Here is a 22,761-nt window from a genome sequence, read left to right as displayed (position 1 = left end):
TTTGGCAACAATCAAAGATATCGCGAAAGACACCGGTTTTTCCATAACTACTGTTTCACGTGCGCTAAATGGTTATAGCGACGTAAACGAAGAGACACGATCCATTATTCGCGCCTCTGCAAAAAAATTACAATATAGTCCGAATATGCTGGCCCAAAGCCTCGTCACGAAGAAGTCCAAAACAATCGGCCTGCTAGTAAGTGACCTGAAAAGAGAGAGCGTGAAAGACAATTTTGTATTCGAAGTGTTGTGTGGCGTCAGTGAATACGTTGCAACTATAGACTACGAAATGATTCTAATCAGTACGACGACATCCAGGCAACGCAACAAAACATTTAGCCAAGTGGTTGGCGAGCGTAACTTAGATGGCGTTGTGATTCAAGGCTTAAAAAAAGACGACCCTTATTTGACAGAAGCCGTTGCGAGCAATTTACCAACTGTACTCATTGATATTCCCATTGAAAATAGTACGACTGGGTTTGTCACATCCGATCAAGAAGACAGTGTAAAAACAGCCATTAAATATTTATCGCGGCTGGGACATCGAAAAATCGCCTTCATGAACGGACATAAACATGCCTATGTTAGCGAAATCCGCTTCAAAGCTTATCAAGAAGCCTTATCCGAAATCGGTATAGATTATGATGAAAAATTGCTTTGTTATGGCGACTTTGAAGAAGAAAAAGCATATCAGACCGCGCTTAACTTCTTGCTTGCAACACAGGGCGTCTCTGCAATTTTTTGTGCCAGCGACATCATGGCCTTAGGCGTTTTACAAGCAGCTCGAGAACTTCAAATTAGCGTCCCCGCAGAACTTTCCATCATCGGATTTGATAATATTTTACTAACGCGTTACGTCAGCCCATCGCTTAGCACTGTTGCCCAAAACCCGTTCGAGCTTGGCAAAGCGGCGGCACAACTAGTGTTAGAAATTATAAACGAAACATCAAGCGACCACCATCTTATCTTGCAAAACGAACTAATCGTACGCGAATCAAGTGGTCCAAACCTTTAAAAAAAAGGAGTCCATAAATAACTTATGAGCTCCTTTTTAATGTGTTTACCGTTAGAAAAACAAATATAATCACTGAAAACCAATAAATCATCGTGAAATATGGAATAAAGAATCCCGTTAGTTTCAAAATTGTCTTAATAGCAAGCGGCAATGTTAAACCATACGCCGCGAACATCCAAAGTTGCTGAAAGCCGACCCCAACTCCCCTTCCAAACGGTATCGAAACGAGCGCGATGATAAAAATGAGTGCCACACTAATAAAAACTTGCAAAAAGGCCTTCGCGTATTGGTAGAAAAATGCTAGTTGTTTTAGCTGTGATTCGTTGTCTTGCAGTAACCGCAACACATCTGCATTCGTATAGCGCTCCTGCTCACCCCAAATTGGCAGACTACTGTATGGCGTAGCGCTCGGCGACATCAAGCCATTTTTGCCAAATTTAAACCCATCATCTTGCAACATAATCACATAATCCGTCTGCGCCCGCTCTTTCACATCCCCAATCATAATCGTCATATCAAAAACCGGAATCGGCACAATAAGCGGCTCCCCATCATAAGCAAAACCTTGTTGCGTCAAAGTAAATGGCTCCATTTCCGTCAAAAGCGCCTCATAATCCAATTTTGACGTCTTCTGAAAGCTAGCAAAACTAAGAATAAACGATGAAATCAACACGATGCATAGCAAATAAAAAAAGGACTTCCAAATACTCTGCGGCTTCCATTTTCCAACCGCTTTCCACTGATAAAACAAACTTTGCTGAAACTGTTCTATAATCCCCATTCCTCATCACATCCAAAACGTTATTTGTCCTTAAAAATCATATTAAACCATTATATTATTTAAATCAATCCTAAAAATAAATTTGACTTTCCGAAACGTTTCGTATAAAATGTGAATCACAAAGAAAGCGTTAACTATTCATTTATTAAGATTGCGAAAGGATGCTATTATGTTATTAAAAAATGATTATCCAGCTTTAAATTACGATAAAGGAACTGGCGAGGAGAAGAATTGGCTCGTTACCGAAACCCGGTTTGATCCAGAAGCGCTCGGGAAAGTGGAGGCAGTTTTTAGCCTTGGCAACGGTTATATGGGCTTGCGCTCTGCTACCGAAGAACGTTATTCCAACGAAGTTCGCGGTAACTTTATCGCAGGTACTTTTAATAAATTTTTAGGTGACAAGGAGGTTACAGAACTGCCTAACGCCGCGGATATGCTGGAGATGACATTTACCTTAAATGGTGAGACGTTCCAGTTAACCCAAGGCGAAATCCTCTTTTATGAACGCACATTGAATCTAAAAAAAGCGGAACTATCGCGCGATATTCATTGGCGTTCGCCAGCTGGCGAGGAGTACAAAATTGTTTTTTCCCGTTTTGTGTCTCTCGATAATCTCCATGTGATCGCCCAAAAAGTTACGATTACACCGCTCACAAATGATGTCACGGTAAAGCTGAATTCGGGTATTAATGGTCAGATGACAAACACTGGCACACAGCATTTTCAGGAAGGTGTGCTCCGTTTATATGACCAAAAAATTATGAAACTAGAGGCGCGCACAACCGAGTCAGCTATTGATTTTGTTCATTTTTCGCGTCATGCTTTTGCTTTAGAAAATGAGGAATTTACACCGAAAAATACGATTTTTATGGATCGCCGTAAGATTTTTACGACATTTGAGCCAGAAACGGTTGCCAAAAACCAAACGATGACGATTGAAAAAATATCTGGCGTATATACAAGCCGTGATAAGGACTGGAACAGCGTCGAGACTGCGCTAGAACTATTCTCTAAAGTCGGGAATTATGACACCCTTTTTACGGCCCATCAACATGCTTGGCAAAGCAAAGTTTGGAAGCAATACCCGATTCAAATTGAAGGTGCCAACTTTGATCAGCTTGCGATTCGATTTGCTGTATATCATCTTACAGGCATGACGCCGGCTCACGATAATCGTATGAACATTGGTGCCAAAGGGTTTTCTGGTGAAGGTTATAAAGGCCATGCTTTTTGGGATACAGAGATTTTTGTATTACCGTTCTTCACAACGTCTAATCCTACAATTGCGCGCCAATTGCTAGAGTATCGCTGGCTTTCTTTACCTGGAGCTGTCCGCAAAGCCGTTGAAAACAATTACGAAGGTGCCATGTTCCCATGGGAATCGGCTTGGTTGGAAGATGGCGAAGTGACGCCTGTTTGGGGAGCGGCGGACATTATTACTGGCGAACCGACAAAAATCTGGTCTGGTTTTATTGAGCAACATATTACCGCGGATATCGCTTTTGCAGTGTGGCAATATTATCAGTTTACTGGCGACAAAGATTTCATGGAGAAACATGGTTACGAACTCATTTTTGCAACGGCTGTTTTCTGGCAATCTCGTCTTGAGAAAAAGGGCGATCAGTACGAAATTACTGGCGTGGTTGGACCGGATGAATATAAAGAGCATGTGGATAATAATGCTTTTACGAACTATATGGCGCACTGGAATTTGGAGAAAGCAATTCATTATTACGAGTTGCTGCAACAGGAAAATCCGGCATTACTGGCTTCTCTTTCTGCTAAATGGGACTTGACGCGCAATTATACGGAGTGGCAAGAAAAATCGGCCAAGCTTTATTTGCCACAGCCAAACGCGGAGCTTGTTATCCCGCAAGACGATACTTATTTATCGAAAAAAATCATTGATTTAGCCCCTTACAAAGCTTCTGCGCAAGTTGGTGCTCTCTTCTTAGACTATAATTTGGACCAAGTGAATGATATGCAAATCACTAAGCAAGCAGACGTGATGATTTTGCTTTATTTATTAGAAAACGAATTTTCTCCAGAAGTAAAACAGGCCAACTGGGATTATTACGAGCCAAAAACACTGCATGATTCCTCACTAAGTCGGGCAACGCATAGCATTTTAGCCTCTGATTTAGGCGACAAAGAATTGGCTTATAGTATGTTCGAAAAAGCGAGTCGCATTGACCTTGGCCAAAATATGAAATCAAGCGACGCTGGCATTCACTCCGCATCAATTGGTGGGATTTGGCAAGTAGTTGTGAATGGTTTCGGCGGTGTACGTATGTTGGACGGCAAACTATTCCTTCATCCGCATCTTCCAGAAAAATGGACCGCACTTTCCTTCCCGATTTACTGGAAAGGTTCACGGCTACTCATTCATGTCACACAAACAGCAACGGAAATTTCGAATACATCGAATCAAGATGTCGTGCTCACGCTTAACGGTAAGGAAATTTCGATTTTAGCAAACACAACATTTACAACAAATTAAAATATGAGGGGCATGCCATCACGGTCTGCTCCTCCTTTTACGAGGTGCGTTTATGAAACAAATTAATCCGAGCATTATTTATCCAATCGAAAACTGGCACGTTTCTGAAACCGAATTTGATATCACCACCAATCAGCGTAGTGAAACAATTTTCACCGTTGGAAATGGGTATATTGGTATTCGTGGCTGTCTCGAAGAAAATAGCAGTGAACTCGAAAATCACACATTGCCAGGAACCTACATCAACGGCTTTTATGAAACAGCGCCAATTATATATGGCGAGGCGGCTTACGGCTATGCGAAAAGTCACCAGACCATCCTAAATGTGCCAAATGCGCTGCCCGTCACGATTACAATGGATGGCGAGAAAATCTCATTATTTACAGGTAAAATCACGAATCACACACGAAAAATTGATTTTAAAAACGGATTATACGAACGGCATATCACATGGACTTCTGCAAAAACTGGGAAACAAATTGCCATCACATTTTCCCGACTTGTATCCTTTACGCGAAAACATATCGCGGCGCTTAAAATCCAAGTAATCCCAATCAATTTCACGCAAGCAGACATCACAATTGAGTCGGCTCTGCAAGGCGCTGTAACAAATCAAGAGCATGACGGAGATCCACGTGCAGGCGCGGCATTTTCTGGACAAGTGTTGCGAACGAAAGAAACAATCCAGCAAAGCGGCATTCTTGGGCTTGTGCAGGAAACACTCGCTTCCGAACTTGAAATTGCGAGCGGAATCAAACATAGTATGCCAGGCGAAATCACTCAAAAAACGGATTTCTGGTCCGAAAAATGGTATTTTGACGGTTCAGAGCCGATAGAAATCACGAAATTTATTAGCTATGTCGCAACAACAGAAAATAATCGCGAAACGTTATGCAATGAACTAGCAACTGCTTCCTCGCTTGGTTTTGACACGCTTTTACAAGAACAAACTGCTTTTCTTACAGATTTTTGGGAGACTGCTGATATTCAAGTAACTGGAGATGATGCATTGCAACAAGCACTGCGTTTCAATGCTTTTCATCTTTTGCAATCAGTAGGTCGTGACGGTAAGACAAATATTGCGGCGAAAGGCGTTACTGGAGAAGGTTATGAAGGTCATTATTTTTGGGATACGGAGATTTTCATTTTTCCATTTTTCGTATTTACAAAACCTGAGATTGCGAAGAAATTGCTCGAACATCGATATAGCCTTCTTCCTAATGCTAAGGAACGTGCTCGCGATTTGGCCTGTTCTGGCGCGCTCTTCCCGTGGCGAACGATTAATGGCGAGGAGGCATCTGCTTACTACCCTGCTGGGACTGCGCAAATTCATATTAATGCAGATATTATGCATGCTTTAAAACTATATGTTGAGGTTACTGGTGACACGCAATTTCTACGAGAAAAAGGACTAGAAATGCTTATCGAAACTAGTCGTTTTTATATGGATTACGGCGATTTTGTTGCAGGTCGTGGATTTGTAATCAATGGCGTCACAGGGCCTGACGAATATACAGCGCTTATTAATAACAATACGTATACTAACTTGATGGTAAAAGATCAGCTGGAATTTCTAGTCGCATCATTAACGGAAGAAATAAGCACACAATTTGACGTTACAGATACCGAAATAAAGCAATGGAAACAGGCAGCTAAACAAATGTACATTCACCGAACCGATTCGGCGCTTATTGGACAAGATGATTCCTTCCTAACAAAAGGAAAATGGCCATTTGAAGCAACAAACGAAGCGCAGTACCCATTATTACTTCATTTCCATCCCATGAAAATTTATCAAAAACAAGTTTTAAAACAAGCCGATCTCATTCTTGCAATGGTTTTACAAAGCGAACGTTTCACAGCCGAAGAAAAATTAGTAAACTATGATTATTATGAACCGTTAACAACACATGATTCCTCTCTTTCACCCGCAACCCATGCCATTATCGCAGCCGAACTTAATCGTATGGAACAAGCCGTATCATTCTTCTACTATACAGCCAGAACCGATTTAGATGATTATCATCACAATGTCAAAGATGGCGTACACACTGCAGCAATGGCAGGAAGCTGGCTAGCGATTGTTTACGGTTTTGCTGGTTTACGTATCAAAAATGGCAACCTACATTTCCAACCAAAACTGCCCAAAGAATGGACAAGTTATCAGTTCCGCATTACCTTCCAAGGGCGGCTGATTGAAGTAACAACGAACCTCAAAGGAACAACATATCGCTTAATTCACGGAGAAACTATTTCTATTTTTTCGGATAATAATAGCGTACAACTGTAGCAGAAGTCTTGCTAAGAATAGTTATCTACAACAAAAAATTCCCCTGTTAGCTTCTTGCTAATGTGGGAATTTTTTTACTTAACATTAAATTTTGGACGTAGTATTTCGCCGTAATTTGAAAAAGTTTCGTTGGCTTGATATCTCTCGAAGAAAGTGCTCTCGATGGAAAATAGCTTTTCTAAGAGCGCTGTTTTTATTTTTAATACGTCTTCCATATCTGGTAGTGTCGTAAGTTGATTGGACAGGATGACGTGGAACAGGCTTCTTATTTTACCTGGTCGCTTTAAAGGCATGTCAGAATCAAGTGGTTCTTCTGTTTTATAGCCTTTATACGTAATTTGTCTATAGAAATAGCTATTTTGTTGTGGGGTTAGAAAGCCTAATTTGTAAGCACGCATTTCTAAAGCTTGAATGGACACATTGTATTTTGCCTTTAATTCGATGTACGCATCTGGATTGGATACTTTTTTTAGCTTCTGAAATTCTGGCAAGATCATTTCTTCGGGAAGCAGAAAGTTAGCGGCAAACTGGTTGGCCTCGCTTTCTAACTGATTATATGTTGTTTTGTCCAAAGAAAGGATGTCAATGTTGTGGTGCATTAGTAAATGTCCTAGTTCGTGCGCTAAATCGAACTGGCGGCGTACTGCTGATTTCTTGATGCCTAGTACGATAAACGCGACATTGTTCGCTGACCATGCACTGTAAGCATCCGCCTTGTCTCCTATGTCCTTTTCTACAACATAAATCCCTGACTTCTCCAGTTTCAGAAGTAAGTCACCATTATCTGGAGCTATTGCCAAAACTTTTCTTGCTAATGTGGCAATTGCTTGGATACGCTTTTCTGGGCTCGCTTCTTGATAGTATAGTTGTAACGTTTTATTTCGGAGCTCATGGATTTCCCCCATCGGTACATTTACGTAGCTTTCTAATTGCGTAATCACTTCATAAATAAATTGAAGGTACGTAACCTCCGTATATGTTTTCTTCCGAGAATGAATGTCCGCTAGACGATAAGCCACCGATCCTTCTTGGAAAACGGCTTCGGATTTAGAATCTTGAAGGAAAAATTGCGTCTTTACATCGAATAATTCCTTGAGTTTCACCATGACTTCAAATTTAGGATTCGTTATCTGGTTTTCGAATTGCCAAATCGCTTGCTCGGATAATTGTAATTGTTCACCTAGTTCTTTTCTGGATAAACCATAGAGGGTTCTGATTTTTTGAAGGTTCTCACCTTGGAACATGAAAAATCCCCTCCTTACAAACTCCCATATGAAGCCTCCTAGTCTAGTAATATCAGGTCAATTATAACATAAATAGATACTTTACTAAATTAAAAACTACAAAATGAGAGGAAAAATTAAAGTGATATGCCTACGCTACTCTTCATCATACTGATTCAATCCTGGACTCGATTTCGCGCACATCATCAGTAAAATCATCAACTGACCCACTACTGGAATCAAGCCGACGAGTGCGATCCAACCGCTAACATTGATGTCATGAAGACGGCGGACAATCAGTGTGATGCACGGTAAAATAATGGCGATTTGATACAGCGCTAGCAAGACACTCGAAACTGCGACAACGATAATCCCTACATGGCTGTCAAAACCTAATATATCAAAAATATCACGCGTTCTCGTCATTCCCGCAAGAATGCTTTCAATCGCAATATGCCATAACAGGACATACCAGAATTCCCATCTCACGGAACGTCCTTTAAAATTCGTATAGTTTAACCAAAATAAGCGATATGCAAAAAATAAATTCATCGTAACCTCCTGATGTTTTCGTTAAGCCTCCATTATACAAAAATTTATCAATCATGCCTACTGATTACTTTTCGGGGTTTTTACGGTACTATCGGTCTTGTTTTTCTGGTAAAATGGAGGAGCAGAGAGAAGGTGTTTCAGATCGAGCGATATGATAGGCAAATGCGGGTAGCGCAGATTGGTGTAGCTGGGCAGGAGCGTTTGAACAAAAGTACAGTGCTGATTGTTGGTGTCGGTGCCATTGGAACGTATGCGGCTGAAATTGCGGCTCGTATGGGGGTTGGACGGCTGATTTTAGTGGATAGGGATTTTGTGGAGCTTTCGAATCTACAACGGCAGACGTTGTTTACGGAGCAAGATGCGGCGCACAAAGAAGCGAAGGCTTGGGCTGCGGCGAAGGCTCTGCGCGCGATTAATCAGGATATTCGGATTGATTTTCTCGTGGATGATGCGAACGCGACGTCCTTATTGCCTTTTGCAGGTGAAGTGGATGCGGTGCTTGATTGTACGGATAATTTTGCGACGCGGCGGTTTTTGAACCGGTGGTGTTTGGAGCAGGATGTGCCATGGATTTTTGCGTCGTGTGCGGGGACTTTTGCGAATGTGATGCCCATTATTCCGGGTGAGACGGCTTGTTTGCATTGTTTGATGGAGAAAATGCCGCTTTTCAATGAGACGAGTTGTGATATTATCGGGGTTCATGGGGCGCTAATTCCGATGCTGGCTGGGCTTCAGGTGTCACTTTTGACGAAGTTATTGATTCGTGAACAGCTTGTGGCGCGTTATTATCAGTTGGATAATTGGGACATGACGTTTCAGGCGTTTCATGTGAAGCGAAATCCAGATTGTGCGGTTTGTGTGCATCATGATTACGGGGATACTGCTTTTTCGCGGCAACCGGTTTTGCTTTGCGGACGTGATACGGTGCAGTTTCAGATTGGAGCGACGCTTGATTTCGACGCATTGCAACAAGTGCTCGTGAAGCAACAAATAACCTGCAACACCAATCGTTTCGTGCTTACATTTTCATTTGACGGCTTTGACTTTACGGTTTTCCAAAACGGACGCGTACTCGTGCACGGGACAGATGATCTGGTTTTAGCGAAGAAGCAATATCAGCATTTTTTTAACGAGGTTTAAAAGGAGGCAAAATGATGGAGCAAAAGGAATTTATTCAGGCGCGTGTCGGGATTTTGACGATCAGTGATACGCGAAATTTGGACACTGACAAAAGTGGACAACTGCTCGTTGCGGCATTAGAAGCGGCGGGACATGTTGTCACAGAACGGCTTGTCGTAAAAGACGATGATTTTCTAATCAATACTGGCATCGCAAAATTAAAATCACAATCTGATTGCGTCATTTCGAATGGTGGAACCGGGATTGCCGTTCGAGACGTCACTTTTGAAGCGCTTTGGGATCAGGTAGAACAAGAGATTCCTGGCTTTGGCGAGCTATTTCGGATGTTGAGTTACGAGGAAATTGGAACGCGAGCGATGTTATCGCGAGCCTTCGCAGGTTTTACGCACGACAATGTCTTGTTGTTTGTCGTTCCTGGCTCGACGAATGCGTGTAACTTGGCGATTAATAAATTGATTATTCCTGAGCTGCCTCATTTCTTGGCGGAACGTAGGAAGTAAGCGAAAAAGCGTTTAGAAACTCTAAAATCGGGTTTCTAAACGCTTCTTTTATTTAGCTTTTCTTCTATTATCCGCCGATTTGACTCATGCGTCTTGTCGTTGGTTTATGTGATTGCATTTCATCTTGCAAAGCAATCGCCATCTCATGACTTTCTGGCTTATTATCAATGGATTGCTGCACAAGTTCCATCAGTTTTTCAGGGTCTTTAATCAGTGGACGTATGTTCATTTCCTCATCCCAATACAGACACGCCTTAATATAGCCGTCCGCCGTCAACCTCAAGCGATTACAACTCGCACAAAAATGAGAGCTGACTGGGTGAATCAAGCCAAACGTTCCTTTAGCCCCTTCCAAACGAAAATTCTCAGAAGGTCCGTTACCGCGAATCGAGTCCACGGGCTGATACGCAAATCCAGCTTCATCACAAGCATCAAAAATCGTTTGCAGCGACAAATATTGTTTTTTCCAGCTATCTCCGGCATGACCAATCGGCATGTATTCAATAAAACGAATATTAATATCTTTATCTCGCGTAAATTCCAAGAAATCCAGAATTTCATCGTCATTCTGCCCCTTGATCAAAACTACATTCAGCTTGATTGGGAAAAAACCAACTTCCTCTGCTTTGGCAATACCATCCAAGACTTTCTGTAGCCGACCGCCTCGCGTTATCGTTTTAAAACGGTCCTCTTGTAACGAATCCAAACTGATATTAACACGCGTTAACCCAGCTTCTTTCAAGGCTTCCGCTTTTTTAACAAGATACATCGCGTTAGTTGTTACGGCGATATCTTCAATTTCTGGAATCGCGCTAAGACCTGCAATAATATCCACAATATCCGTACGTAAAAGTGGCTCTCCACCCGTAATCCGTACTTTCTTAATGCCGTATCCAACCATAATTTTCATGAAATCAATAATCTCATCTTTAGAGAGAACTTTCTCATGCGGCAGGAAAGTCATGCCCTCTTCAGGCATGCAGTAGACACAACGCAAATTGCAACGATCGGTGACGGAAATACGAATATAGTCATGGACGCGTCCAAAACGATCGGTTAATAATGGCATGATATCAAACTCCTATCGTTATTTATCAAAGCGAAACTTCCCGCTTTTGCCTCCTGTTTTTTCAACAAGATGGGTTTTTTCGATGACGATTTTTTTATCGATTGCTTTACACATATCGTATACGGTTAAGGCGGTGACGGTGACTGCGGTCAGTGCTTCCATCTCGACGCCGGTTTTTCCAATGGTTACGACTTCGGCTAAAATAGTTAAATGATCTTTGCCGTCGTCGGTGAACATAATGTTGACTTTCGTTGTCATAATCGGGTGACACATCGGGATTAGTTCACTTGTTTTTTTGGCGGCCATAATGCCTGCTACTTGCGCAACGGCTAGGACATCGCCTTTATCAATGAGACCGTCTTTGATGCGTCTTAATGTCGCTTCTTCCATCTGTAACGTGGCTGTGGCGATAGCGCGGCGCTGGGTCTCGCTTTTTTTTGTTACATCTACCATGTGGGCTCGCTGTTCTTCATTGAAATGGGATAATTCATCAGTCATAATATCGGCTCCTTCATCTCATCCTCCGCTTACTGGAGGGATTATCGCAATTTCTGAAACGTCTGTAAGCGCTGTGCTGTCCGTTTGAAACTCCATATTCACGGCGATCATGCATTTATCCATGTCTTGCGCAATTGCAGGAATTTCCTTACTTACTAACTGTCTCACATCTGCGACAGTCTTGCAATTAGAAAGGTCGAGTTTCACTTCCGAAGTGCCCGCTTTTTGAATGAGAAACGCAAAAAATTTAATGGGCGTCATCTCGCTCACCTCCCCAACGAATGCGATCCGTGTCGACTTCTTCTTTCCAAATCGGCACACGTTTTTTTAGTTCTTCGATAATGAAACGCGAACCTTCATAAGAGGCTGCGCGGTGCGGTGTGGCAACGCCGATAAATACGGCAATATCCGTGAGCTGCAACTCGCCTAAACGGTGAATCACGATAACGTCCGCATCAAATTTTTCTTCTACTTCATTTGCTAGTTTGGAGAGTTCTTTTAGCGCCATTTCTTTGTATGCCGTGTAGCGAATCGTCTTGGTTTGGATATCTCCCGTCCACTCTCGAATCGTCCCGACAAACATGTTAACGGCACCAAATCTCGCATTTACAAGTTGCTGGTATGTCGAGCCAACATCAATCGGCTCATGTTGTAATCTAACATCTATCATGGCAAAAATTCCTTTATTATAGTTTGGCATAATCGCTCTTGCTCTTCTTGCGTACTTAATTTCAAAATGGCATGCGGTAACCCGTCGCGAAACGTCCCTATTGAATGCACATTCGGAAGGCCTTCTAGCGTTTTCATATCCTCTTCATCACGCACCATCACCAATTTCGGAAACGGACCTTCTTTATATCCTTCAATCAAAACAACATCCGTGCGTGGCAATTTGGCAATCATGTCCTTTAACGTGATTCCCTCGTTCGCCATAATCGCATGTTGTGACGAGGAAGAAATGGCAACCACGTCAGCGCCGCTTTCTCGAAACGAAAAAGTATCCGTATTAGGATGGTCTATCGAAAACGCATGGGCATCATGTTTTATAACCGCAACCGTATAATCTTGCGCTTTTAGCTGGTGGACAAAGCAGTTTGTCATCGTTGTTTTCCCGCTCTTTTTAAAACCGGTTATTTGGAAGATAAGCGCCATATCGAGACTTCCTCTCCTTTTAATTTGCCCGTCTTGCCGTGCGGAATCTCAATGAGGCATTCCGTCAAGTGCAGATTCCCGAGCGCACTGGACATATCACTACCAACTGGTATCGCCGTCAGCTCGCCATCCTCGTACAGCAATTGCCCACGCAAAAAGCGATCATAAGCGTTGTTTTTCGAATAATCCGCGCCTAATTTCGCTTTTTGGAATACGAACTGCGTTTCTATGTCGCCCTGCATTTTGGCAATGACTGGTGAGATCAGCAAGTGGAATGCCGTGAAGCACGCACCAGGATTCCCAGACAGCGCAGCAACAAGCGTATCCTCATAAACCATCGCCGTCGTCACACTACCCGGCCGCATTTGAATTTTATTATACAGCAGTTCCGCGTCCTCTTTTGCGATAATGGCCATAAAGTCAAAATCGCCAACCGACACGCCCCCCGTTGTCAAAATCAAATCCGCCTGTTGCGCGAGACTTTGCAACCGCTCCTTCGTCAGCGCCAAGTCATCCTCGATTTGCTCCACCGCAATGACCTGCGCACCAGCATCCGTCGCCAGTGCCGCCAACATCAAATGGTTACTATTAAAAATTTTGCCATCAGGAAGTGGCATCCCCGGTTGCACAAGCTCAGAGCCCGTCGACAAAATCGCCACACGCGGCTTGCGGAACACCGCCACATCGGGCACCCCAAAAGCAGCCAGCAGACTAATCGAACCCGGATTCAAATGATGATGCGGTGACAACAACGGCGCACCGTCCTGAAACTCCTCACCACGCTCCGTAATGTTCGTATTTTTGTGCGTATTTATCAGCTCAATCGTGTCCGCCTCACCCGTCACGCGTGACTGTTCCAACATAATCACCTTGCCAGCGTTCTCCGGCACCTTGGCTCCTGTCATAATCCGCACCGTCTCGTTCTCCTGCAAATCATGATTATACGTCGCACCACACGGCACGTCCGCTACAACCCGAAATGTCCGCGGATAATTCGCATCATCCTCCGCCCGAATCGCGAAACCGTCATACCCTGAGCGTCTGAAATAAGGCATCGCCATCGTCGCATGCACCGTTTCCGCCAAAATCCGACCGTTCGCATCCGCAATCCCGATCCGCTCCGCATCCAGCATCACCGTCTTATCCAGCAACCTCCGCTGCGCTTCCTCCACACGAATCGCTACCCGTCTATCCAACATTCCAGCCACTTCCTTTTTCGCAAATTTCAGCTAGTTCTACTATACATCAAGCACCTCAAAAATAACAGTGTAAGCGCTCACTTCTCGTCAATTTCCCACGCCAAATCCGTATTTTTTCAAAACTTTCTGCGCTTCCTTGCCCTTCATATATTCCAGAAATTCCGAAGCCTCATCTTTCACATCAGAATCTTTAACAGCCCCAGCATAATACCCGATTGGGCTATGTGTCGCATCATCGATTTTATACGCCGTCTGCACCTTTTTCGAAATCATCGCATCCGTCGCGTACACAAATCCGATATCCGCATTTCCAGCCTCCACATACGCCAACACTTGACGCACATCGCTCGCCTTCACCAATCGTGATTTCACACTATCCATCAACTTCTCATTCGTCAAAAACTCTTCCGCATATTTCCCAGCAGGAACAGAAGCTGGGTCACCAATCGCAATCACGCGCGCCTTCGCAAGTTCTTCTTTAATGTCTCCCACCGGTGTACTTGCTTTTGGCATAACCGCCACCAACGTATTCGAAGCCACTTTTTGACTATTTGCAATCAATTTCTTGTCTAACAATTTATCCATATCACTCTGACTCGCAAGCACGACACCATCCACTGGCGCACCATTCTCCACACGCTCACGAAGCTGTCCAGACCCACCGAAATCAAATTCCAACTTAATATTATCATGTTCTTTCTCAAATGCCGGACCAACCTCATCCATCACATCTTTCAAACTTGCAGCCACTGAAATATGTACCGTCTCTGGCTCCTGCGTCCCACACCCAACGAGTACAAACGCCATCATCACCATAACGAAACTACCTGCTATCCATTTCTTCATCCGAATTCCCCCTCCTTCATCATTGTACGAAAAAGACTGATATGAATGCAAGCAGAGACAGCGATTTTCTCGCTGCCCCGAACTGTAGAAAATTATTTTTTATACAAAAACCTATCCGTGCCTCCAAACCTCAGCGTGGCGACAAATGTTCAGTTTCTAGGCAAAAGCGAGTACCGGAGCGGAGCGTACTTAGGTACGTGAGCATCGGAACAGAGCTTTTAACGACGAAAATGGGCGTTTGTCGCCACGCTGCTTATGCTGTTGCAGCTGGTTTTCTAACATACACTGCCCAAACCGTAACAAGACAGATAACCGCAAATACACTTAGTAAAATAAAGCCAAGCGTATAAGTTCCTGTTGTTTGTTTAATAATTCCTAATAACAACGGTGGGAAAAATCCGCCAAGTCCGCCAGCCGCGCCGACGAATCCTGTAACCGCACCCGTATTTCCTTTTGAAACCATCGGTACCATTTTGAAAATAATTCCGTTTCCAAGTCCGACTGTCAATGCCGTTAAGAAAATCATGGTTGTAAACAAACCGTATTGTGTTAGTGAAAAGGCAATAATACAAGCCATCACTGCCACAAGCGCAAATCCTGTCGTTAAAAGTTTCGTCGGATTCAGTTTATCCGCTAAAATACCGCCGACTGGACGCATAAATGTTGCCGTAGCCGCAAATCCTGCCGAGAACAAGCCCGCATTGACCGCACTAATCGAGAACTGATCGCCCATAAACGCTGGCAAGTAATTACTTAGCGCCACAAACGAACCGAACGTTAGAAAATAAAATAAAGATAAATACCATGTATTTTTGTCTTTTGCAACAGAAAGGGATTGTTTTAGCGTCTTCTTCTCTGCCGATAATGTCATTTCTTTCGCAAAAATCGCAAAAATGATAACGATGACCGTAATCGCAATGATGAGCGTGTAATACACCCAGTCAAAGCCCCAATTCGCATTAATACGCGGAATAATGAGTCCTGCAAGTGCATTCCCGATATTTCCCATTCCCGCAATCCCAAGAATAAGCCCTTGTTTTTCAGCTGGAAAAAAGGTTGAAACGTAAGAAATCGCGATTGCAAATGTTGTTCCAGCCATACCGATGAAAAACGCACAAAGCATTAAGAACAAATAAGTACTCGCAAATGGAATCAATGCCAGTGGAATCAGTGTGAATAACATGGTGATAATGTAGATTTTCTTCCCACCAAATCGATCACTTAAGATTCCCATCGGTATGCGCATAATTGAGCCTAGCAAAACAGGCGTTGCAATCAGTAAACTTTTTTGTGAAGCCGATAAGCCGAACTCTGTTGCAATCTGGTTAGATACTGGAGATAAAGATGCCCAGACCATGAATGAAATGGCCATTGCAATCGTCGCAATGGTGAGTGCGATATACGCGTCTTTTTTTGATGTTTGTTGCATTTTGTTTTCCTCCCTGTACTTGATCCTCTTTATAAAAAACTTCGGAACAAGTGTTTATCTTCTGTATATGATGTAACTTCTCTTCAAATACGTTAACGGTACACTCCATGCGTGGACCAGCCTTGTATACGGAAATAGCGCAAAAATAAGAAACGCACTAATAATGTGGAGCTGGAAAAACACAGGCACATTCGCCATCAGACTTGCATCCGGCTGAAATAAGAACAACTGGCGGAACCAAATCGAAATCGACTCCCGATAATCAAAACCCGGATTTGCAGGGTTCGCAATCAGCGTACTCGCCATTCCTAGAAACAGCGTGAACAATAGCGTCAAATTCACGATAATATCCATAATCGAACTCGTCATCCGCACTCTAGCATGCGACAAGCGTCGGAACGTTAACAAAAACATCCCGACAAATGCCATAATCCCAAAAACACTACCAATCCCAACAGCTACGATATGATACGCATGTTCACTAATACCAACCGCTTCTGTCCAAGTTTTTGGAATAACCAAGCCGATAAAATGGCCCCCGACAACGAAAATAATCCCAATATGAAATAAAATACTGCCAATCATCAATTGCTTTTTCTCAATCATTTCGGACGATTTTGCCGTTACTGTGAAATGGTCATAACGATAGCGGAAAATATGGCCGAACACAAAGCTTGCTAACACAAGATAAGGCAACACCACCCATAAAAAATTATTCCACATGTTGTTGTCCTCCTTGTTTTACGCAAACGCGCATTTCTTGTCGCAACGCTTCGATAATGTAACGATACGGATTTCCAGCTTTCTCTAATTCTTGAAGTAGATGGTAAGAACCGTCTTCGATAACACCAATGAGCAACTCGATACTGTCGCTAGCACGCTCATCCATGTACCAATCTCCGGCATCAATAAACTCAAGCATGAGCGGTAAATAATCCGTTAATTCCGCATCATCAGGCAATAAACCAAACATTTCGTACAGCACTTTCAACTTCGCCAACATCTGGCCTCGCTCACGCGCATCTTCAAACTTGTAAAAAGTCATATAAAGTGTTGTTTTCTTATTAAAATCAAATGTATCCACATACGTTTCTGTAATTTCACCAAACGTTAACGCAGACATCTCTTCCCAAAAAGCGTGAAGGAGTTTCCCCGAATCCGCTTTTTGGAATACTTCTGAGAATAAAAACTTGTCGTTAATAAACCGTTTTTCTGGATAGGAAAGTATTGCTGATAAAGCGCCAAATACAGCTCTTTTTTCGTTTAAAAGGGCATAATCAATCACGCCAAATCCCCCCATAGAAGCTTTCTTCATACATTTCTTGTGTTGATTTCGATGGTTGCTGTGTGCTATTTCCGATTGGTGCTGGCGCAGGTTTTGCGTCTGGCTGGTTGATCTGATCTGCTAAGCTACAACCGCTACACACATCTGCGGAATAACCTGATGAACCTTGTGCTTTGTATGTGTCGATATAATCCTCTTTATGACTCACCGGAATAACGAAGCGGTCTTCATATTTAGCAATCGCAAGCAAACGATACATTTTCTTCACTTCTTTTTCGGTCATGCCGATACGTTCTAATTTCGTTGTATCGAAGTCTTTGCCTGAACTTACTGCACGCATGTATGTCCGCATCATCGCCATTTTTTGCAAGGAAGTTTTGATGACATCGGTATTTCCTGCGGTTAAAATGCTCGCCAAGTAATCGACCGGAATTCGCATTTCGTCAATCGCTGGGAAAATCATGTCTGGATTGTTAATCGAATCTTTTCCTTCAAAATAGTTCATGATTGGTGAAAGTGGCGGAACGTACCAAACCATTGGCATCGTGCGGTATTCTGGATGTAGCGGGAAGGCAATCTTGTATTCTTTTGCCATTTTGTAAATTGGTGAGTTCTGCGCGGCTTTAATCCAGTCTTCTTTAATGCCGTCTTTGCGCGCCTGTTCGATAACCGCTGGATCATTCGGATCAAGAAACAGGTCCAGTTGTTTTTGGTATAGTTCTTTCTCGTCTTCCACCGATGCTGCTTCTTTCACGCCGTCCGCATCATAAAGCATGACGCCAAGGTAACGAATACGCCCAGTACACGTTTCGGAACACACCGTTGGCAAACCTGCTTCAATACGCGGGAAACAGAAGGTACATTTCTCGGCTTTGTTTGTTTTCCAGTTGAAGTATACTTTTTTGTATGGGCAACCGGTCATGCAATAACGCCAGCCGCGACATGCTTCTTGGTCAACAAGGACGATACCGTCTTCATCGCGTTTGTACATTGCGCCACTTGGGCAAGACGCCACGCACGAGGGGTTTAAACAATGTTCGCACAAACGAGGCAAATACATCATAAACGCTGTTTCAAAATTGGTTTTGATTTCTGTTTCGATATTTTTCATGTTTGGATCAAGCGGCATTGTGTTTGGTGCGCCTGCCAAGTCATCTTCCCAGTTCGGACCCCATTCGATTTCCATGTCTTTGCCTGTAATCACCGACTTAGGACGGGCAACTGGTTGATTTTTGCGTTCTTCGGTTGTAAAAAGATTGTCGTAATTGTACGTCCATGGCTCGTAATAATCTTTTAGCTCCGGCATATCCGGATTGTAGAAAATTTTGCCGAGCATCACTTTATTTAATTTCGAACCTGCGGCAAGTTCTAGTTTGCCTTTTTTAAGTTTCCAGCCGCCTTTGTAGCGTTCTTGGTCTTCCCACTGTTTTGGATAGCCAATGCCGGGTTTTGTTTCGACGTTATTAAACCAAATGTATTCTGCTCCAGGCCTGTTTGTCCATGTATTTTTGCACGTTACACTACATGTATGGCAGCCGATGCATTTGTCTAAATTCATTACCATTCCAATTTGCGCTTTAATCTTCAAGCCAATTCACCTCGTTCAATTTCCGGACTGCAACATAGAGATCGCGCTGATTTCCAATTGGTCCATAGTAGTTGAAACCGTAGCTTAGCTGTGCGTAACCGCCAACCATTTGTGTAGGTTTCATGTGGATTTTCGTTGGCGCATTGTGACTGCCACCGCGTGTTCCTGTAATTGACGTTCCCGGAACATTGATATGACGGTCTTGCGCATGGTACATATACATCGTCCCCTTCGGCATTCTGTGACTCACGACTGCACGCGCCGTCACGACACCGTTACGATTGTATACTTCTAGCCAATCATTATCTTTAATATTTCCAGCCGCCGCATCTTCATGGTTAATCCAAACGTTCGGGCCACCACGGAAAAGCGTCAACATATGCTGATTATCTTGGTACATACTATGAATATTCCATTTACCATGCGGCGTCAAATAACGCAACACAATCGTATCTGGCGTCTCCTCAATCTGTTTATCCCTAGGTGCAAAAACTTGAGGTGGCAACGTTGGCTTATAAACCGGCAATGCCTCACCATATTGTAAAAACATCTCATGATCGATATAAAAATGCTGGCGTCCCGTTAATGTCCGGAAAGGCACAAGCCGTTCAATGTTCGTTGTAAACGGTGAATAACGCTTGCCGTCTGTATTCGAACCCGTAAACACTGGCGTCGGAATAACCTCACGCGGTTGCGCCGTAATACTCTCAAACGTAATCCGTTCCGCTTCCCGTGATTGCGCCAAGTCGCGCAGTTCCACACCCGTCGCATCCTCTGCCACTTTCCAAGCTCGAACCGCTACTTTTCCGTTCGTCGCACTTGAAATATGCAAAATCGCATTCGCCGCTTGCCGTTCCGTCTCCATCACTGGTTTCTCATTTTTAATCGTGTCATCCTCATAAATCCCGTTAATGCGTTTCATTTCTTCATATTCTTCGGCAACCGAGAACTGCGTCCCGTGCGCGCCGACCTTGCCAGTCCCTACATTCGGACCAAGCGTAATGAACTTATCATAAATCTGCGTATAATCCCGCTCGACAAATTGGAAATGCGGCATTGTTTTACCAGGAATGGCTTCCACTTCGCCTTTCTTCCAGTCTTTAATCTCGCCGTAGGATTGCGAAATCTCCATTTGCGAATCATGATTTAGCGGCAACATCACAACATCGCGCTGCACTTCATGCAAGTGAATTTTCGCCATATCAGAAAACGTTTGGCTTAAATCTTTAAAAATGTTCCAATCCGATTTTGACTCCCAAAGCGGGCTAATCGCAGGGTTAAACGGATGAACAAAAGGATGCATATCCGTACTAGAAATATCCGTCTTCTCATACCACGTCGCAGCCGGTAACACTACATCCGAATAAATTGGCGTCGCCGTCATCCGGAAATCAAGCGTCACCATCATGTCCAATTTTCCTTCTACGATCTCATCACGCCATACAATTTCCTCTGGCTTGAACTCATCATTTGGCGTCGACAACAAATTATTCGTCGTTCCAAACAAATGCTTCATGAAGTATTCTTGGCCCTTCCCACTAGAAGAAACAAGATTGGACCGCCATACAAAAAGGCCACGCGGGAAGTTCACCGGATTATCAGGATCTTCCACTGCAAATTGCAACTTATCATTTTTCAAATCATCGACAATACCCGATACAATTTCCGCATCCGATTTGCCTTCATTTTCAGCTGCGAAAAGCAAACTGTTTTTGTTAAACTGCGGGTACGATGGCAACCAGCCAAGTCGCGCAGCCAACACATTGTAGTCCGCTGGATGTTTGTAGCTCGTTTTTTGCGCTAGAGGAGATTTCAACGCATCCGTGTCCATTTCCTCATAACGCCACTGATCCGTCGCAAAATACCAGAAGCTCGTCGCGTTTTGTTGTCTCACAGCGCCTTGCCAATCTTTTGCAAAAGCCACTGTTTGCCAGCCTTCAATCGGGCGACATTTTTCCTGACCAACATAATGCGCCCAGCCTCCGCCGTTCACACCTTGCGATGCCGTCAAAATAACCAAGTTCAAAATCGAGCGGTAAATCGTGTCACTATTAAACCAGTGGTTAATACCAGCGCCCATAATAATCATCGAACGACCACCAGTATCAATCGCATTTTGCGCAAACTCACGAGCAATTTGCGTCACAATATCCGCTTTCACACCAGTAATCGGCTCTTGCCAAGCCGGCGTATACAAGCTATCCGCATCATCCAAACCACGCGCCGCCATCTTATCTTCCGCATGACGCGACACACCGTATTGACTCAGCATCACATCATACACCGTCGCCACTAAGCGCTTCGAACCATCCGCAAGCGTAATTTCCCGAACCGGCAACTCCCGTTCAAAAATCCCGTTACCACGATTATCAAAATAAGGAAACGCAACCGTATCAAGTCTATCTAATCCAACCGTCATCGCTGGTTGAATCATCGTGCCATCTTCCCGTTCAAGCGACAAGTTCCATTTCACGCCATCTTCCCAGCGCTGCCCCATCGTCCCGTTCGGCACGACAATCTCACCCGTCACCTCATCGATCAAGCACGTCTTCCAATCCGCATGCGACTCACTAGCAAGCCCACCGTACAAATCTTCCTGGCGCAAAAACCGTCCCGGCGTCAAACCTTTTTCCGTCTCATCCAGCAACAACAAGAACGGCAAATCCGTAAATTGTTTCGCATAATCAATAAACAAAGGCTCCGCGCGCTCCACATAAAATTCTTTCAAAATAACATGCGTCATCGCTTGCGCTAAAGCAGCATCCGTTCCAGGATTCGGCGCCAACCAGTTATCCGCAAATTTCACATTCTCCGCATAATCCGGTGCCACCGCAACCACTTTTGTCCCCTTATAACGAACTTCCGTCATAAAATGCGCATCCGGCGTCCGCGTCAGCGGCACATTCGAGCCCCACATCATAATGTAGCCCGCATTATACCAGTCACTCGACTCCGGCACATCCGTTTGCTCTCCCCAAATCTGAGGCGAAGCAGGCGGTAAATCCGCATACCAATCGTAGAAACTCAACATTTCCCCACCAAGCAACGTCAAAAAGCGCGAACCAGCCGCATAACTAATCATCGACATCGCAGGAATTGGCGTAAAACCAGCCAAGCGGTCAGGACCATATTTTTTAATCGTGTAAATCAGCATCGCCGCAATCATGTAGTACGCTTCTTGCCACGTCACCCGAATTTGTCCACCCTTACCACGCGCACTCTTATAACTTTGCGACTTCTCAGGGTCTTCCACGATGCTCGCCCACGCGTCCACAGGATTGTTATATTGGCGCAACGCATTTTGCCATAAACGCCATAATTTCCCGCGCACGTATGGATATTTCACACGCAAAGGACTATACTCATACCACGAAAAACTCGCCCCACGCGGACAGCCACGCGGTTCAAATTCCGGCATATCAGGCCCGCAACTCGGGTAATCCGTCGCTTGATTTTCCCACGTAATAATCCCGTTTTTCACAAAAACTTGCCAACTACATGAACCCGTACAGTTCACACCATGCGTTGTTCGAACGACTTTATCATGACTCCAACGATCACGATACATCTTCTCCCAAGCCCGACTTTTCTCCTCCATCACTGTCCAATTTCCGTTAAATTTCTCCGTTCTCTTAAAAAAACGCAAACCTTTTTTCCTCACTATGTACCACCTCATTCTTGTTATCATATTCAC

The 22,761-nt window shown here is 43.9% G+C and carries 20 protein-coding genes; 5 read left to right on the top strand and 15 right to left on the bottom strand.

Annotation, left to right across the window (positions count from 1 at the left end):
- The first annotated feature begins 1 nt into the window (after position 1).
- Positions 2-1,015: a LacI family DNA-binding transcriptional regulator gene (locus tag EP57_RS10745; protein ID WP_036086604.1), complete on the top strand. Its 1,014-nt coding sequence runs from the start codon at positions 2-4 to the stop codon at positions 1,013-1,015.
- Positions 1,016-1,037: 22 nt separating this feature from the next.
- Here the strand turns inward: EP57_RS10745 and EP57_RS10740 are convergent, their stop codons facing one another.
- Complete coding sequence (locus tag EP57_RS10740; RefSeq protein ID WP_036086603.1) at positions 1,038-1,796, bottom strand: DUF1189 family protein; 759 nt, start codon at positions 1,794-1,796, stop codon at positions 1,038-1,040.
- Positions 1,797-1,965: 169 nt separating this feature from the next.
- On the opposite strand from EP57_RS10740, the gene EP57_RS10735 reads away from it, so the two are divergent.
- Together EP57_RS10735 and EP57_RS10730 are read left to right on the top strand one after the other, a co-directional pair.
- Positions 1,966-4,296 (top strand): glycoside hydrolase family 65 protein, encoded by a 2,331-nt coding sequence (locus EP57_RS10735; protein ID WP_036086602.1) that lies wholly within the window; start codon positions 1,966-1,968, stop codon positions 4,294-4,296.
- A gap of 52 nt (positions 4,297-4,348) precedes the next feature.
- Positions 4,349-6,586 carry a glycoside hydrolase family 65 protein gene (locus tag EP57_RS10730; RefSeq protein ID WP_036086601.1) on the top strand — a complete coding sequence of 746 codons (2,238 nt, stop codon included), beginning with the start codon at positions 4,349-4,351 and terminating at the stop codon, positions 6,584-6,586.
- Positions 6,587-6,660: 74 nt separating this feature from the next.
- Here the strand turns inward: EP57_RS10730 and EP57_RS10725 are convergent, their stop codons facing one another.
- Together EP57_RS10725 and EP57_RS10720 are read right to left on the bottom strand one after the other, a co-directional pair.
- A complete protein-coding gene (locus tag EP57_RS10725) occupies positions 6,661-7,830 on the bottom strand; it encodes a spr1629 family repressor/antitoxin (protein WP_036086600.1) in 1,170 nt (389 codons plus the stop codon).
- 135 nt (positions 7,831-7,965) lie between these two features.
- Positions 7,966-8,361, bottom strand: coding sequence for a DUF805 domain-containing protein (locus EP57_RS10720; protein WP_036086599.1), 396 nt, complete (start codon positions 8,359-8,361; stop codon positions 7,966-7,968).
- A 141-nt stretch (positions 8,362-8,502) separates the two neighbouring features.
- Between EP57_RS10720 and EP57_RS10715 the strand changes: the two genes are divergently transcribed.
- A complete protein-coding gene (locus EP57_RS10715; RefSeq protein WP_036086773.1) occupies positions 8,503-9,501 on the top strand; it encodes a ThiF family adenylyltransferase in 999 nt (332 codons plus the stop codon).
- 14 nt (positions 9,502-9,515) lie between these two features.
- Positions 9,516-10,001, top strand: coding sequence for a MogA/MoaB family molybdenum cofactor biosynthesis protein (locus EP57_RS10710; RefSeq protein ID WP_036086598.1), 486 nt, complete (start codon positions 9,516-9,518; stop codon positions 9,999-10,001).
- A gap of 67 nt (positions 10,002-10,068) precedes the next feature.
- Here EP57_RS10710 and moaA read toward each other — a convergent pair whose 3' ends face one another.
- The 12 genes from moaA to EP57_RS10650 form a co-directional block, all read right to left on the bottom strand.
- Complete coding sequence (gene moaA / locus EP57_RS10705; protein WP_036086597.1) at positions 10,069-11,070, bottom strand: GTP 3',8-cyclase MoaA; 1,002 nt, start codon at positions 11,068-11,070, stop codon at positions 10,069-10,071.
- 18 nt (positions 11,071-11,088) lie between these two features.
- Positions 11,089-11,568: a cyclic pyranopterin monophosphate synthase MoaC gene (gene moaC, locus EP57_RS10700; protein ID WP_036086596.1), complete on the bottom strand. Its 480-nt coding sequence runs from the start codon at positions 11,566-11,568 to the stop codon at positions 11,089-11,091.
- An 18-nt stretch (positions 11,569-11,586) separates the two neighbouring features.
- Positions 11,587-11,829 (bottom strand): molybdopterin converting factor subunit 1, encoded by a 243-nt coding sequence (gene moaD / locus EP57_RS10695; protein WP_036086595.1) that lies wholly within the window; start codon positions 11,827-11,829, stop codon positions 11,587-11,589.
- Positions 11,816-12,238, bottom strand: coding sequence for a molybdenum cofactor biosynthesis protein MoaE (locus EP57_RS10690; RefSeq protein ID WP_036086770.1), 423 nt, complete (start codon positions 12,236-12,238; stop codon positions 11,816-11,818). The genes moaD and EP57_RS10690 overlap by 14 nt, the downstream gene beginning before the upstream one ends.
- On the bottom strand, positions 12,235-12,720 hold the full coding sequence (mobB, locus tag EP57_RS10685) for a molybdopterin-guanine dinucleotide biosynthesis protein B (protein WP_036086594.1): 486 nt from the start codon (positions 12,718-12,720) through the stop codon (positions 12,235-12,237). The genes EP57_RS10690 and mobB overlap by 4 nt, the downstream gene beginning before the upstream one ends.
- Positions 12,699-13,919, bottom strand: a complete 1,221-nt coding sequence (locus EP57_RS10680) for a molybdopterin molybdotransferase MoeA (RefSeq protein ID WP_036086593.1) — start codon at positions 13,917-13,919, stop codon at positions 12,699-12,701. The genes mobB and EP57_RS10680 overlap by 22 nt, the downstream gene beginning before the upstream one ends.
- A gap of 87 nt (positions 13,920-14,006) precedes the next feature.
- The gene (gene modA / locus EP57_RS10675; RefSeq protein WP_036086592.1) at positions 14,007-14,765 is read right to left on the bottom strand and encodes a molybdate ABC transporter substrate-binding protein; all 759 of its coding nucleotides are present in this window, start codon (positions 14,763-14,765) and stop codon (positions 14,007-14,009) included.
- A 253-nt stretch (positions 14,766-15,018) separates the two neighbouring features.
- Positions 15,019-16,194: a nitrate/nitrite transporter gene (locus EP57_RS10670; RefSeq protein WP_036086591.1), complete on the bottom strand. Its 1,176-nt coding sequence runs from the start codon at positions 16,192-16,194 to the stop codon at positions 15,019-15,021.
- 54 nt (positions 16,195-16,248) lie between these two features.
- Positions 16,249-16,917, bottom strand: coding sequence for a respiratory nitrate reductase subunit gamma (gene narI / locus EP57_RS10665; RefSeq protein WP_036086590.1), 669 nt, complete (start codon positions 16,915-16,917; stop codon positions 16,249-16,251).
- Entirely contained in the window at positions 16,907-17,479 is a 573-nt protein-coding gene (gene narJ, locus EP57_RS10660; protein WP_036086589.1) for a nitrate reductase molybdenum cofactor assembly chaperone, read from the bottom strand. The genes narI and narJ overlap by 11 nt, the downstream gene beginning before the upstream one ends.
- Complete coding sequence (gene narH, locus EP57_RS10655; protein WP_036086588.1) at positions 17,472-19,067, bottom strand: nitrate reductase subunit beta; 1,596 nt, start codon at positions 19,065-19,067, stop codon at positions 17,472-17,474. The genes narJ and narH overlap by 8 nt, the downstream gene beginning before the upstream one ends.
- On the bottom strand, positions 19,057-22,731 hold the full coding sequence (locus tag EP57_RS10650) for a nitrate reductase subunit alpha (RefSeq protein ID WP_036086769.1): 3,675 nt from the start codon (positions 22,729-22,731) through the stop codon (positions 19,057-19,059). The genes narH and EP57_RS10650 overlap by 11 nt, the downstream gene beginning before the upstream one ends.
- Between the last annotated feature and the right edge of the window lie 30 nt (positions 22,732-22,761).

Source organism: Listeria booriae (assembly GCF_000766865.1).
In the GTDB taxonomy this organism is placed as follows: Bacteria; Bacillota; Bacilli; order Lactobacillales; family Listeriaceae; genus Listeria_A; species Listeria_A booriae.
This window is presented reverse-complemented; position numbering and strand designations above follow the sequence as displayed.

Coding starts and splice junctions, on each gene's coding strand:
- moaD (WP_036086595.1), bottom strand. CDS start 11,829: ATGACGCCCATTAAATTTTTTGCGTTTCTCATTCAAAAAGCGGGCACT.
- EP57_RS10710 (WP_036086598.1), top strand. CDS start 9,516: ATGGAGCAAAAGGAATTTATTCAGGCGCGTGTCGGGATTTTGACGATC.
- EP57_RS10670 (WP_036086591.1), bottom strand. CDS start 16,194: ATGCAACAAACATCAAAAAAAGACGCGTATATCGCACTCACCATTGCG.
- mobB (WP_036086594.1), bottom strand. CDS start 12,720: ATGGCGCTTATCTTCCAAATAACCGGTTTTAAAAAGAGCGGGAAAACA.
- EP57_RS10720 (WP_036086599.1), bottom strand. CDS start 8,361: ATGAATTTATTTTTTGCATATCGCTTATTTTGGTTAAACTATACGAAT.
- EP57_RS10725 (WP_036086600.1), bottom strand. CDS start 7,830: ATGTTCCAAGGTGAGAACCTTCAAAAAATCAGAACCCTCTATGGTTTA.
- moaA (WP_036086597.1), bottom strand. CDS start 11,070: ATGCCATTATTAACCGATCGTTTTGGACGCGTCCATGACTATATTCGT.
- EP57_RS10690 (WP_036086770.1), bottom strand. CDS start 12,238: ATGATAGATGTTAGATTACAACATGAGCCGATTGATGTTGGCTCGACA.
- EP57_RS10735 (WP_036086602.1), top strand. CDS start 1,966: ATGTTATTAAAAAATGATTATCCAGCTTTAAATTACGATAAAGGAACT.
- modA (WP_036086592.1), bottom strand. CDS start 14,765: ATGAAGAAATGGATAGCAGGTAGTTTCGTTATGGTGATGATGGCGTTT.
- EP57_RS10730 (WP_036086601.1), top strand. CDS start 4,349: ATGAAACAAATTAATCCGAGCATTATTTATCCAATCGAAAACTGGCAC.
- EP57_RS10680 (WP_036086593.1), bottom strand. CDS start 13,919: ATGTTGGATAGACGGGTAGCGATTCGTGTGGAGGAAGCGCAGCGGAGG.
- EP57_RS10740 (WP_036086603.1), bottom strand. CDS start 1,796: ATGGGGATTATAGAACAGTTTCAGCAAAGTTTGTTTTATCAGTGGAAA.
- narI (WP_036086590.1), bottom strand. CDS start 16,917: ATGTGGAATAATTTTTTATGGGTGGTGTTGCCTTATCTTGTGTTAGCA.
- moaC (WP_036086596.1), bottom strand. CDS start 11,568: ATGACTGATGAATTATCCCATTTCAATGAAGAACAGCGAGCCCACATG.